This is a genomic window from Microvenator marinus, assembly GCF_007993755.1.
Classification (GTDB): Bacteria; Myxococcota_A; Bradymonadia; order Bradymonadales; family Bradymonadaceae; genus Allomicrovenator; species Allomicrovenator marinus.
The window spans coordinates 618,031-630,851 of the sequence record NZ_CP042467.1; the positions used below are offsets into that span (position 1 = coordinate 618,031).

11 protein-coding genes are annotated in these 12,821 nt (G+C 55.1%); 3 read left to right on the forward strand and 8 right to left on the reverse strand.

Annotation, left to right across the window (positions count from 1 at the left end; all coding sequences use genetic code 11):
* The first annotated feature begins 63 nt into the window (after nt 1-63).
* A complete protein-coding gene (locus FRD01_RS02625) occupies nt 64-285 on the forward strand; it encodes an acyl-CoA carboxylase biotin carboxyl carrier protein subunit (RefSeq protein ID WP_146957382.1) in 222 nt (73 codons plus the stop codon).
* Here FRD01_RS02625 and FRD01_RS02630 read toward each other — a convergent pair.
* Genes FRD01_RS02630 through FRD01_RS02640 form a run of 3 tightly spaced genes read right to left on the reverse strand, consistent with a single transcriptional unit; the run spans nt 282 to nt 4,582 of the window.
* Nucleotides 282-1,742, reverse strand: a complete 1,461-nt coding sequence (locus FRD01_RS02630) for a Mur ligase family protein (protein ID WP_146957383.1) — start codon at nt 1,740-1,742, stop codon at nt 282-284. The genes FRD01_RS02625 and FRD01_RS02630 overlap by 4 nt on opposite strands.
* Complete coding sequence (gene murC, locus FRD01_RS02635) at nt 1,739-3,193, reverse strand: UDP-N-acetylmuramate--L-alanine ligase (RefSeq protein WP_146957385.1); 1,455 nt, start codon at nt 3,191-3,193, stop codon at nt 1,739-1,741. Before murC ends, FRD01_RS02630 begins: the two co-directional genes overlap by 4 nt.
* Nucleotides 3,194-3,202: 9 nt before the next feature.
* Nucleotides 3,203-4,582: a carbohydrate-binding family 9-like protein gene (locus FRD01_RS02640; protein ID WP_146957387.1), complete on the reverse strand. Its 1,380-nt coding sequence runs from the start codon at nt 4,580-4,582 to the stop codon at nt 3,203-3,205.
* A 157-nt stretch (nt 4,583-4,739) separates the two neighbouring features.
* Between FRD01_RS02640 and FRD01_RS02645 the strand changes: the two genes are divergently transcribed.
* Entirely contained in the window at nt 4,740-4,946 is a 207-nt protein-coding gene (locus FRD01_RS02645; protein ID WP_146957389.1) for a TIGR04563 family protein, read from the forward strand.
* On the opposite strand, the gene der is transcribed toward FRD01_RS02645, so the two are convergent.
* Together der and era are read right to left on the reverse strand one after the other, a co-directional pair.
* A complete protein-coding gene (gene der / locus FRD01_RS02650; RefSeq protein ID WP_146957391.1) occupies nt 4,937-6,268 on the reverse strand; it encodes a ribosome biogenesis GTPase Der in 1,332 nt (443 codons plus the stop codon). The genes FRD01_RS02645 and der overlap by 10 nt on opposite strands.
* The gene (era, locus tag FRD01_RS02655; protein WP_146957393.1) at nt 6,265-7,200 is read right to left on the reverse strand and encodes a GTPase Era; all 936 of its coding nucleotides are present in this window, start codon (nt 7,198-7,200) and stop codon (nt 6,265-6,267) included. Before era ends, der begins: the two co-directional genes overlap by 4 nt.
* Between era and FRD01_RS02660 the strand changes: the two genes are divergently transcribed.
* A complete protein-coding gene (locus tag FRD01_RS02660; protein ID WP_146957395.1) occupies nt 7,180-7,563 on the forward strand; it encodes an outer membrane protein assembly factor BamD in 384 nt (127 codons plus the stop codon). The genes era and FRD01_RS02660 overlap by 21 nt on opposite strands.
* Here FRD01_RS02660 and FRD01_RS02665 read toward each other — a convergent pair.
* The 3 genes from FRD01_RS02665 to FRD01_RS02675 all read right to left on the reverse strand — a co-directional run bounded on the left by FRD01_RS02665 (nt 7,508) and on the right by FRD01_RS02675 (nt 12,805).
* Nucleotides 7,508-8,920 (reverse strand): hypothetical protein, encoded by a 1,413-nt coding sequence (locus FRD01_RS02665; RefSeq protein ID WP_146957397.1) that lies wholly within the window; start codon nt 8,918-8,920, stop codon nt 7,508-7,510. The genes FRD01_RS02660 and FRD01_RS02665 overlap by 56 nt on opposite strands.
* A 52-nt stretch (nt 8,921-8,972) precedes the next feature.
* Complete coding sequence (gene icmF, locus FRD01_RS02670; protein WP_146957399.1) at nt 8,973-12,203, reverse strand: fused isobutyryl-CoA mutase/GTPase IcmF; 3,231 nt, start codon at nt 12,201-12,203, stop codon at nt 8,973-8,975.
* Nucleotides 12,204-12,280: 77 nt separating this feature from the next.
* The gene (locus FRD01_RS02675) at nt 12,281-12,805 is read right to left on the reverse strand and encodes a hypothetical protein (protein WP_146957401.1); all 525 of its coding nucleotides are present in this window, start codon (nt 12,803-12,805) and stop codon (nt 12,281-12,283) included.
* Nucleotides 12,806-12,821 lie beyond the last annotated feature (16 nt).

Genomic DNA, 12,821 nt, shown 5'->3' on the forward strand with positions numbered 1-12,821 from the left:
CTGATATGCGGTTCCCATTACAACACCATTTGTGAATCAAAACATGCTACGGAGCGCATAAACATGGCACATGATATCAAAGCCCATATCACGGGCACCCTTTGGAAACTTGAAGTTGAAGTGGGCGATGAGGTCGAAGAAGACGACGACTTTCTCATCCTGGAATCCATGAAAATGGAGATGCCCATCGCTGCCGAGTACGATTGCGTCGTGACTGAAATCCTTGTGAATGAAGGTGACTCAGTGAGCGAAGGCCAAGTCCTACTTCGCGTCGAAAAAAGCTAAGCCAGCTTTCTTGCCGCCTCGGCGAAGACCTCGCCACGATGCGCATAACTCTTAAACATATCAAAGCTAGAACATGCGGGGCTCAACACGATGCTTGCGGGCGTTTGTGCGAGCGCTAGCGCCTTGTCTACGGCATCTTCCATCGATGAGGCATCCTGCACCTCGAGAACGCCGGCGAGCTGGAGCTCAGCCTTCATCCGCTCTTTGATCTCTCCAATGACAACAACCTTCGCCTTTTTGTGAGCTAGCAGGTGCGTCCATTGTTCCAAAGGCAGGCCCTTTTCTACACCTCCGGCGATGACGACCAGGTTCCCCTCAGCACTTCTTAGACCTGCCATAGAAGCGTGAGCGTTTGTTGCCTTTGAATCGTCGTAGAACCTAAGGCCGCTTTTCTCGTGCACGAGCTGCATTCTGTGGGCGAGAGGCTTAAACGAGTCGATGCCTTGCTGAATGGTATCCCAGCTCACACCAAGCACCCTCGCGACCTGTGCTGCGGCCATGATGTTCATCACGTTATGGCGCCCTCGCAACTCCGTCGAGGAAAGGTCTAATACGCCACTATCAGCCTCAAAAACTCGAATTTCATCCGACCATAAAAACGGAACACCCTGTACCGCATTGCGCTCCATAAACGGAACATCTCGTACCGCAATAGACTCACGATACTGAACGTCCCGTACCGCATCACCAGCAAATTCCGAGACATTGCGTACTGGTTTATCTTGACCATTTCCGCCACACACCGCGTCTACGATGTAATTTCTCATCGGCCCGCTGTAGGCATCTGCCCAGCCCGCTAGAACATGGTCGTTTAGATTGAAGACCATCACATCATCGGAAGCTGCGTTCTCAACGAGCACCCGCTCTGCCGCGATGATTTCCTCCATCGAAGTGAAATAATCCAGATGGTCTTCCGCGATATTCGTAAACGCGTTCGCCCGCGCCCGAAAACACTTGGAACTCCAGAGTTGAAACTCGGAGATTTCGGCCACGATCACATGCCCTGCCCCATGCTTTGTGATGGCTTCAGACAAGGGTATGCCGATATTTCCCGCTGCCATCCCGGGTATGCCCGCGACGTCCAAGATATGCGAGATCAGCGATGTGGTCGTGGTTTTTCCATCCGTGCCAGTCACACTCACAAAGTCGCATTCTGCCAACTCGTAGGCGAGGTCTATCTCGGAGTAGATTTGAACGCCTGGTGGAAGTCGTTCAAACACGGGCAAACTCGGCTTGAGACCGGGTGAAGGAATGACGACTTCAGCCCCTTCAAGCGCATTTTGACCGAACTTGAGTTCAACAGAAGGATGCAGAACCAGGTTTTCGGCCCAGGGACCAAACTCCCGTGAATCACTGGCGACCACCGACTTTCCCAGTTCGGCAAGGCGATTGGCCGCAGCTACTCCGCTAACGCCGAGCCCCCAAACTGCAAATTTCGACGCATCGAGCAAGCTCACGGAGCTTCCTCACGCGGATGTGATAGCGGTCCACTGACCTCGCCAAGTGCCGGTGTTCCCTCACTACGAGCCGCATTCCGAGCCATCTCGGCGGCGATTTCGTCGGCCATTCGGAAGAAGTCGTCTCCACCAAAAAAGAGTGCCTTATCGTCTGGCTTCAAGGTCTTGTAGAGGTAGTCAGGGATATCGCGTTGGTCGTCAATGTACGTGACCTTGAGACCATTCTCGCGAATCCGGTCCACCACAGTTTGAGTATCCACACCCGGAATCGGGTCTTCCTCTGCGGCGTACATCTTGGTGATGATGACCTCATCACTTCCTTTGAAAGCTGCGCCGTATTCGTGCTGCAGGTACTTGATGAGCGAGTATCGATACGGCTTAAAGATACTGATGATGCGCCCATCCACGAGGTCTCTCGCGGACTCGAGTACTTTGCGCATGCAGGTTGGGTGTGAGTTATAATCCTTCACAAAGGTCACCCCGCCCCCGTGAACGATAGTGAAACGATTTTCCATGCCGGAATAGGTCGATATGGCGTCCTGAATAGTGGGTATATCGACTCCCACTCGAATCGCCACTGCGATAGCAGCCATCGCGTTCACCACATTGTACCGACCGGGCAAGTTCAGTTCGAACTCCCCTATGACCTCGCCGCGCCGAATCGCCTTAAAGCGAATCGGCAGCTGCCCATTTCCATCGAGAACGCCTTTGTACTCGGTCTCGTGCTCAACACTGTAGCCCGTTGGTCGCAACTGCACCTTGGACGCAAGCTGCCGATTTCCTTCGCAATCAAGGTTCAGGAAGACTTCCTTGAGTTTCGGGTTCTCCTGAATGTAGCGAGTCATGCTGGCGATGATATCGTTCAAATCATCGTAATAATTGAGGTGGTCCAGCTCCAGAAAGTTACAGACGACGAGGTCCGTTGGAACGTTATGATGTGAGCCGTCGCTTTCATCAACTTCTACCACCATCCAAGGGTGTTCGACCTTACCTGGCGCCCGCGCGTTGGTCCCAAAGTTGTTCAGCATGCCTCCGATGATGAAGCCCGGCTCGAGTCCTGCCTTCTCCAGAATCCATGCGATCATGCTCGAAACCGTTCCCTTGCCGTGAGTGCCAGTGACCCCGATGGTCCGGAAATCATCGATGAGCGCCGCGAGCACGTGCGAGCGATGCACAACGGGAATCCCCTTCTCTTTGGCCGCCACGAGCTCCACGTTCGTCTCTGGGATCGCCGTTGAAACCACGACGAGGTCCACACCCTCCACGTTCTGAGGCATATGGCCGATAAAGACCTTCATACCTTCATTTCGAACAGCTTCGGTGAGCGCACTCTCCCGCACATCAGAGCCCGATACCTGGTAGCCGCGTCCGTTCAGGATTCTCGCGACACCAGACACTCCAATCCCACCGATCCCAAGTAAGTGGACCCGCTTCACATTTTCCAAAATCATGTTCTTTCTCTACTTAGGTTCGGGAGCATCAGGCTTCATCTTGCCTTGTTTTTTCATCTCTTCGATCAGTTCGGGGGAGACCATCGTGCCCTTTGGCTGAGGCAACTTGGCCACATTCGGGCGCTCAATCGCAAGGTTTGGCGCCATCTTGACCTCGGAGACGATGTTCAGTTTCCCAAATTTGTCTACCTGATGGAAGTCTCCCCGCGGCTCAGTGGACCATCCGTACGCGTGAGTCTTGCCTGCCTCTGGTCGGTCAAATCGGTAGAAATTGACGGCCCAGGAGTCCCCAACATTGGCTGACTTGAAGCCTGGAATCTCTTGCAACGGAATCGAGATTTCAGCGGTCCATGATTGGTCTTCTTTGTCGTCGTTCAACGTGCCTTCGACATGGACAGCTGACTTTAGACCCTCGAGGTTCACGGCACGCGCGCGGTCGATCTGCTCCTGCCGTGTCCCCTCCCCTTTTCCAAGTTGGTCTTTGAAGTGTGCGTCAAAAATCACGTTGTTCGGTGTGATTTGGAGCTCGAGATAATCCTTTCCATCTCCGTCCACATCTAGGAAAAGCTCAAGAACTTCTTCCGTCCAGGTATCGGAATCCCGCTCCGTAAGCTTACCCCAGATATTCTTGTCACTCATTCGAGCGCCAATATGAAGGTGGGTATCGCTCACGAAACCCTTGACGATGGTGTTGACCATTGGCGCCGACCCAAAGGGCTTGAGGCGAATACCTGGAATGGAGCTCCACACAGGCTCGTCGAGCTTGCCGTCAACCTGAATCTCTGCGTCTGTCTTAAGAAGTTCGGCTTCGGGAAGTTGTGGCTTGGCCTCAGCTTTGCCCTTGATTTTGAGCGTCGGCCCAATCACACGGGGCTGCGCCTCTTGGGTCTTCGCCACGTCATTCGAAACCTTAAGTCGAGCGTCGCCTTTGAAGAAGCCGATATATGGAATGGCATCGCCGTCTGGGAAGTCATTACGGATGGTGACCTTTTGCTCATCCTTAATGATTTGGCCCTTCTTCCACTTGCCTGTCTGAAAGAGGTCCCGAACCGGCACGTGGTCGAGGTTCTGGCGGAATGGCTTCTTGGCAGCATCCAGGTGAATGAACGCTTTCCAGTTGTCTGTCCCGTCTTTGAGGGCGCGCCAGTACCATGTGAACGTCACTTCCTTGCCTGCCTCAAGCGGCCCTGAGACATCAAGGCCGATGAGCTCGATACGCTCATCAAACTGGGCGCCGACCTTGTATTGCGGCGACGGCTCTTCGGAGAGAATGTTGGCTTTGACGTCGTTCCACTGCTCCTGTGTGAGGACTTGAGCCGGTGGCTCCACGTCCTGACATGCACTGAGACTTAACGACAATCCGATTGCGAAGAGAAAATTACGCTTCATAAGAACACTCCTAGTTTTCGGGCCGGAAACTACCGCGATGAGGATCCCTAGTCAACGAGGGCGACTTGACGCCTAAGGTAAGACAACGTATTCCATAAGAACACCTCGACGCACACATGGAACACGTGGTGATGGGCCACGCAAAGGAGAATCGCCGATGAGTGATAAGCGTAAACAAAGTCTATACTTCCCGGACGAGTATTTGGAGGAAATCCGAAACGAGTCCCTGCGCCAAGACCGAAGCATGTCGTGGCTGGTGCAGAAAGCGTGGGAAATCTCCCGCGACAAAATCATGCAGTTTCCCTCCGCCAATGATTACCTACCCGGCGAGGTAGATGAGGACGAGCGCGGCTCTCAAGACTGACGCAAGTCCCTTCGCCTTCTCTCTCGCATCACCGTCTTGATGGGGGTTCCCTCGAAGCCATATTCTTCGCGAATCTGGTTCTCGATATACTTGCGGTATGCCGGAGCCACGCCTTTAGGGTTCGATACCATGAACGCAAAGCGCGGCGGGCGCACGGCCACCTGCGAGACGTAATAGAACTTGAGCTTCTTGTTCTGGTACACCGGCGGCGAGTGCTTCTCCAAGATGTGCGCAAGGAACCGGTTGAGCTCACCCGTGCTGACACGACGCTGGTACTGCTCAAACACGCGGTCTACTTCGCCAAGAATCTTCTGCACACGTTGGCCAGTCTTCGCCGATACAAAGAGAATCGGCGCGTAGGACAAGAATGGCATCTCTTCGCGAATCACTTTGACGTATTCGCCAGCCGTGTTCGTATCCTTTTCAACAATATCCCATTTGTTGACGAGGATGACACATGCGCGTCCACGGCCATCTACCACGCTCGCAATCTTCTTATCCTGCGTGGTGACGCCTTCAGTCGCGTCAAGAACCAAGAGCGCAACGTCAGCCCTGTCAATCGAACGAATAGCTTGGACCACGCTCCATTCCTCGAGCTTTTCAGAGATTGAAGACTTCTTTCTCAGACCCGCGGTATCGATGACGAGATACTCTCGCTCATTCCATGAAATCATGGTGTCCACAGCGTCTCGTGTGGTTCCCGGGATATCGCTCGTTAGCAGCCTCGATTCCCCAAGGAGTGCGTTCACCGTGCTCGATTTCCCGGCGTTTGGCTTGCCGACAACCGCCACTCGCGCAAAGACCTCTTCCTTGAGCTCGGGCTCGCCGGGCTCGATCAAGTTCGCCACGGAATCCATCAGATTATCGAGGCCGTGACCGTGCTCAGCGCTCACCGCATAAAGGTCGGAACCAAGCGAGTAGAACTCAGCAATGGCTTCTTCCTTGCGCTGGTACGCATCGATCTTGTTGACCACGTAGAAGATGGGTTTGGTGCTGTTCCGAAGAAGCTCGGCAATCTGCATATCAGCAGCCGTTAAGCCCTGTTTTCCGTCCATCATGAAAATGATGATATCGGCTTCTTCGATCGCAAGACGCGCCTGGTCTCTCATGAGGTTTAGCAGCGGCTCTTCGGTCACCGGAACAAATCCACCGGTATCCACCAGCGTGTAGTAGCGGCCGTACCACTCAGCGTCGCCGTATTGGCGGTCGCGCGTGACCCCTTCGTAATCCAAAACAATGGCACGCTGGGACTCGGTGAGGCGGTTAAAGAGTCGGCTTTTTCCGACATTCGGTCGGCCGACGATGGCGATCATGCTTCTCATGACTTGTATCCAAAACGGTTCAAGGAGCGGGGGTTTTCGCTCCACTCAGATTCTACGCGCACAAAGGTTTCGAGGAAGACTTTGCGACCAAAAAAACGCTCCATTTCTTTACGAGCGTTGATGCCAATGGTCTTGAGCTTGGCACCCTTATTCCCAATGATGATGCCCTTCTGAGAGTCCCGCTCCACGTGAATCACCGCGGAGACCTCCAAAACGTCACCGTTTGGTGAGTCGTGGAAACGGTCCACCTCAATGGCCACGCTATAAGGGATTTCTTTGCTCGTGAGCTTCATGATTTCCTGGCGCACAAATTCGGCCGCGATGAAACGCTCGGCCTGGTCTGTGAGCATATCAGGCGGGAAAATCATGCCTTGGTCAGGAAGAGCGCCAAGGATATCGCGCACAAGCGCGTCCACCTGCGTACCGTCTTTAGCGGAGACTGGAACCATCGCGATGAACTCTCGCAGTTTCGCGAATTCTTCCATGATCGGCAGGATTTTCTCACGCTCGCGCACGGCATCGACTTTGTTGAGCACAAGGAACACAGGTGCGCTGACGTTTTCGAGCGCATGAAGCACCACGGCTTCCTGCTCGCGGAGCCGCTCTTGGCCTTCTTCCGAGGCGTTCGCCAAAGCCGCAACGTCCACTACATAAGCGATGGCATCCACATCTTGCATCGCATCGAGCGCGGTTTGCACAAGGGCCTTGTTCAGGCGCTTTTTGGAGCGATGCAGACCCGGGGTATCCACAAATGCAATTTGACCGACGTTCTCGATGGTATGGACGCCCAGGATACGATTGCGTGTGGTTTGTGGCTTTGATGTGGTAATCGCGACCTTGACGCCCAGGATATGATTCATCAAGGTGGACTTCCCAGCGTTGGGAGCGCCCACAAGAGCGACAAAACCTGAATGAAATGTGTTGTCCGTCATTTTGGAATCCGTTCGGTACATGTGTACCGCCTCTTTGTCTGCGCGCTTTTGGGGTTGGTTTTGGCTGCCTGCGAGCCACCCGGCAAGACCGAAACAGTGCTATATGAGGAAGCCGAAGTCCACTATCGCGCAGGCGACTATCAACGCGCGCTCGATGGCTACGAATCGTTTCTCAAATTGTATCCCGAAAGTCCACTTGCGGACGTGGCCCGTATTCGGATTCGGTCTATCAATCGAGAAGTCAATGCCGTCCTCGGGCGCTCAGATATCCCGAAACCCAAATGGATTCCACCACGAAACGCAGAGATCACGGAATCTGCACAAAGCGAACCTCTTGAATCAGGCCCCCGCCAGAAAAAATGAGCGTGTTTTGGGCGGGGTCGAATCCGACCAGACGATCGGCCAGGCCCTGAGTGGAACCCGACCCGTTGACTCGAATCACTCGACCACTCACGTTGGCCGGCGCCAAGAGGAGTCCTTCGCCGTCGCGCTCAAGAAGTGCCCCGAGGCTTGAGAACCCGAGAATCTCGGGCGAGTTCATCGCCTCAACCGCCATATCCGGGGCAAGCGTCTGAAACCCGTTCTCAAAGCCTAACCACCGCACAAGGCCCGCACCGCTTAGAAGCGCGAGGTCGTCCCCCCGAGTCGCAATCCCTACAAACTCAGCCCCTCCGGCCACTCCTGGCTCAAACTCTCGCTCAGCTCGCCAAACTTCGTCGGTCAGCGTGTCAATGACGACCAATCCACGCAGTGTCAGCACCACCACTTTCTGCTCGATGAATTCAACGTCCAAGACTTCGAAGTCGGGGCAGGCCCCATCTGTGGCTGCGCATTCTGCACAGGCCACATCTTCGTCACAGGTATCAAAGCAGCCGGCTAACGCACACACATCACATTGGGCCCTCTCCGACGCACTAAAATCGTCCCAGAACGCGTTTAAGTACCAGGCCCGGTCAAGCACCGCCTCCCCAACTCGAAGAGCGTTCTCGAAGCCCTGAACGCGCACAAGCTCGCCTTCATCATCGAATCCTCGGTGGAATCGTCGGGGCCCCCATTCAGAGCAGTCCGCGGGAATCTCAACTAGGTCTTCAAAACCGGGCCCGACTTCAACCACCACGTCTTCCCAGACCATCGCCGCTTGTCCGTTGGGTAGAAGTTCCAGGCGTTGAAACTCCCCGGTTGGCGTGACTGGGAGCTGCACGCTTCTACCCTTGTAAACCAGCGCCAACCCGGCGTCTGAATCACCGGCGTAGATCAGGCCTTCGTCGGTGCTGAAGGCGGCAAAGACCTCTAGAAAGGGAACAAACACACTTTGCGCATCGTCCCAGACGAGCTCCCATTCGCACCCGTTCGAGGCGTCAAAGTCGAGGTCGAATCGGTCCTTTGGGCAAAGGCGGCCAGCCGAACATGTCCAGCCGCGTTCACCTACCTGGCAAGTCTGGTCGGGCTCGCAGGCGTGGTCACACGTGCCACAGCTTTGACTCGTAGACACGGAAGTCTCACAACCATCGACTCGGTCAGAGTTGCAATCAGCCCAGCCGAACTCGCACGCCAACACACGGCATTCGCCGCTCACACACGTCCCGGTGCCACGCGCGAGGATACAGCCCTCGCCTTCAAACCGCCCGCGGCATTCGGGGTCGTCGAACTCCGGTCTCTCGGAATCGAGATCCATATCCGGCTCGTCCGGACGGTCGGCTACGAAAATGGGAGGACGCACCGCTCGGTCATTGCATCCAAGCAATGCCACGAGCAACAAGGCCGGCCAGAGTTTACATCGAGCGCCGATACTGACCGCCGACTTGATAGAGAAGTTGCGTAATCTGACCGAGACTCGCGTGACGCACAGTGTTCATGAGCTCGGCAAAGATGTTCTCGTTGGCAAGAGCGGTGTCTCGGAGGCGCTCCAGCGCTGCCTGAGACGTCGATTCATGCTCATTTTTGAAGATTTCGAGATGCTTGAGCTGCGTCTGCTTCTCGTCTTCCGTGGAACGAATCAGCTCCAACTTATCCGGAGCTTTAGCCGCGCCACCCTTTGGAAGATACGTGTTCACCCCGATAATCGGGATTTCTCCGGAGTGCTTCTTGAGTTCGTAGAGGATGGACTCATCTTGAATTTTTGAGCGCTGATATTGAAGTTCCATCGCGCCCAGAACGCCACCACGTTGGCTAATCGCTTCAAACTCCTGCAGCACAGCCTCTTCCACAAGGTCCGTCAACTCGTCGATGATGAACGCGCCCTGATTCGGGTTCTCGTTCTTCATCATCCCGAACTCTTTGGTCAGGATCATCTGAATCGCCATGGCGCGGCGCACGCTCTCTTCGGTAGGCGTAGTGATAGCCTCGTCGTAGGCGTTTGTGTGCAGACTGTTGCAGTTATCGTAGAAGGCCAGCAACGCCTGCAGAGTGGTTCGAATATCGTTGAAATCCACCTCTTGGGCGTGAAGTGAACGACCCGACGTTTGGATGTGATACTTCAACTTCTGCGAGCGCTCATTGGCTCCGTACTTTTCACGCAACGCAACCGACCAGATGCGGCGAGCCACTCGGCCAAGGACCGCGTACTCAGGGTCCATGCCGTTCGAGAAGAAGAACGAGAGGTTTGGCGCAAACGAGTCAATACTCATGCCCCGCGCAAGGTAGTACTCCACAAACGTAAAGCCGTTAGCGAGCGTGAAGGCCGTCTGCGTGATGGGGTTCGCTCCGGCTTCCGCAATATGGTAGCCGCTGATGGACACCGAGTAGTAGTTCCGGACTTCCTTTTGCACGAAATACTCTTGGATATCGCCCATCAATTTGAGGGCAAAATCCGTGGAGAAAATACATGTATTTTGGGCCTGATCTTCCTTGAGAATATCGGCCTGTACCGTGCCGCGCACGACCCTTAAGGTCTGGTCTCGAATCTCGTCACGCTCGCTCTCCGAGGGGGCGCGACCGTGCTTATCCTGGAATTTTTGGACCTGCTGATCGATGGCTGTGTTCAGGAACATTGCCAGGATAATCGGCGCGGGACCATTGATGGTCATAGACACACTGGTGTTCGGCGCACAGAGGTCAAATCCGGCATAGAGCCGCTTCATATCGTCCAGGCTGCAAACGCTCACGCCTGAATTCCCGACCTTTCCGTAGATATCTGGGCGCGGATGCGGGTCTTCGCCATAGAGGGTCACCGAATCGAAGGCGGTACTAAGGCGATTTGCTGGCTCACCTTCACAGAGATAGTGGAACCGCTGATTCGTTCGCTGCGGCGTGCCCTCGCCCGCAAACATGCGTTTTGGGTCTTCGGATTCACGTTTGAACTCGAAAACACCAGCCGTAAACGGAAACTTGCCGGGCACATTCTCGAGCATTTGCCAGCGAATGATATCGCCCCAATCTCGAAGTCGCGGCAGCGCAATCTTAGGAATTTTGGTGCCGGAGAGCGAAGTCGTGTTGAGAGTGACCTTGATTTCCTTGCCGCGAACGACCTGCACATATTCGTCGCCAGAATAAGCGCTCACGAGCTCTTTCCAGCCATCGTTAAGTGCTCGAACTTCTGGACTGATTCGGTCACGAATCTTCTGAATCTCGTCACGAAGCTTATCCGAATCCCCAATGATCTCCTTCGCGCCGACAAGGCGATAGAGAGCTGACATCAGGTCAGCCTGTTCTTCGACGCGGCTTCGATAGTCACGGCAAGTCTCGGCAATCTCGGCCAAGTAGCGCTGCCGATGGCCGGGAAGAATCGAGTACGCCTTCTCGGATACCGGCCCTCCGCCCGCAAAGAGGCTTTGTTCTTTCGCCCAACCAAGCTCGTTCATCACGGCCCGGAAAAACGCGTTGACGCCGCTATCGTTGAACTGGCTCGCGATAGTCCCAAACACAGGCAGTGTCTCGTCGGCCACGTCGTAGCCGATATGCCGGTTGCGGCGGACTTGTTTACGCACAGCGCGAAGCGCGTCTTCACTTCCGGGCTTCTCGAACTTATTGAGCACCACGAAGCGCGCAAAATCGAGCATGTCGATCTTCTCAAGCTGCGAATGAGCCCCGAACTCCGCGGTCATTACGTAGACCGGAAGGTCGCAGTGGTCCACGATATCCGCGTCGCCCTGCCCTATGCCCGAAGTCTCCACGATTACGAGGTCAAACCCCGCCGCCTGAACCACGCTCACGGCATCATCAATCGCGTGTGAGAGCTCGCCTTTGGCGCCACGAGTAGCCAGGGAGCGCATGTAAGCACGGGAGTTCGCGAGCGAGTTCATGCGAATTCGGTCGCCAAGCAAGGCCCCGCCGCGCTTTCGGCGAGAAGGGTCAACCGAGATGACCGCAACGCTCTTGTCGGGGAAGTCCATCAGGAATCTGCGGATAAACTCGTCGGTAAGGCTCGACTTTCCAGCCCCCCCTGTGCCCGTGAATCCAATCACAGGAGCCGCGCTCTCCCTCTCAGGTAGCGCGAGTTTGGACGTCTGCCCCAATTCGGCAAATGTAATCGCCCGAGCGATGGCGTGAGGGTCTCTGGCCGCCAACGATTCCTTGCTCGGCGGCGTGCCCGTTTGAATCGGATTGGAATCCGTTTGCTCCAACATCAGGTTGATCATGCCCTGCAGTCCGAGCTCTCGGCCATCATCAGGGCTAAAAATCCGCGCGATACCGTATGCATGGAGCTCCGCAATCTCGTCCGGAACGATAACGCCACCACCGCCACCAAAAATCTTGATATGCCCCGCACCGCGCTCGTTCAACAAGTCGTACATATACTTGAAGAACTCCATGTGGCCGCCCTGGTACGACGAAATTGCGATGCCCTGCGCATCCTCCTGGATGGCAGCGTCCACAATCTCCTGTACCGAGCGGTTGTGGCCAAGGTGAATGACCTCGGCACCGGAACCCTGAAGGATCCTGCGCATCACGTTGATGGCCGCATCATGGCCATCAAAGAGGCTAGCTGCAGTGACAAATCGAACGGGATTCTTCAACTCTACAGGTTCGTTACTTCGGTGCGCGTCTTGAAGGCTTACGGCCATCATTTCTCCTTAGGCGTCAGGCGCGCCCATCTAAGCAAATGCGGTGTAGCTCGTCAACGCGGGGCTCTTGGCCGACCTCACTCGCGAACCTTGGTCGCGTCGATGCCCACCCTCCAAATACATCGCGGCACCAAATCTAAATTGTCTGGATTGCGAACCATCCGGCAGTCACCCCAGTAGGGATTACAATACTCAATTGGGGGAAAAATATGCGGCTGTCCACACGTAAAATCCAGCCTGCGCCACGCGATGCATTGGTCGGCCCAATAGGTGAGCCCCATTCTCTTAGGCTCAAAAAGGTCCATCGTGGGGCTGATCACGCGAACCGGTCCGAAGTCCCGAATCGGGCATCCTACGATATAGTGTCCCATATCGTACCAGACCGGTTTTCCTTGCTCGCAAATGAAGACTGGTGAAACCTGCTGACCGTCACGTTCAACCTTGAACTTTCCAGTCAACGCGAAAACCTCACGCTCACGCGTCACGTCCAGATAAACACGCAGCACAATAGCACCATCAGCTATCGCCCCGTCGTAGTAGCCCTGGTGCGATTGGAGTTTGTAGTTTTCTCTTTGAATCTCATCGGGCTTCAAACAGGCCAAAGGAGTAGCCTCCGCT

Excerpts from the sequence above, each read along its gene's own strand:
- FRD01_RS02625 (WP_146957382.1), top strand. The coding sequence starts at position 64 with ATGGCACATGATATCAAAGCCCATATCACGGGCACCCTTTGGAAACTT.
- murC (WP_146957385.1), bottom strand. The coding sequence starts at position 3,193 with ATGATTTTGGAAAATGTGAAGCGGGTCCACTTACTTGGGATCGGTGGG.
- FRD01_RS02640 (WP_146957387.1), bottom strand. The coding sequence starts at position 4,582 with ATGAAGCGTAATTTTCTCTTCGCAATCGGATTGTCGTTAAGTCTCAGT.
- FRD01_RS02645 (WP_146957389.1), top strand. The coding sequence starts at position 4,740 with ATGAGTGATAAGCGTAAACAAAGTCTATACTTCCCGGACGAGTATTTG.
- der (WP_146957391.1), bottom strand. The coding sequence starts at position 6,268 with ATGAGAAGCATGATCGCCATCGTCGGCCGACCGAATGTCGGAAAAAGC.
- FRD01_RS02660 (WP_146957395.1), top strand. The coding sequence starts at position 7,180 with ATGAAATGTGTTGTCCGTCATTTTGGAATCCGTTCGGTACATGTGTAC.
- era (WP_146957393.1), bottom strand. The coding sequence starts at position 7,200 with ATGACGGACAACACATTTCATTCAGGTTTTGTCGCTCTTGTGGGCGCT.
- icmF (WP_146957399.1), bottom strand. The coding sequence starts at position 12,203 with ATGGCCGTAAGCCTTCAAGACGCGCACCGAAGTAACGAACCTGTAGAG.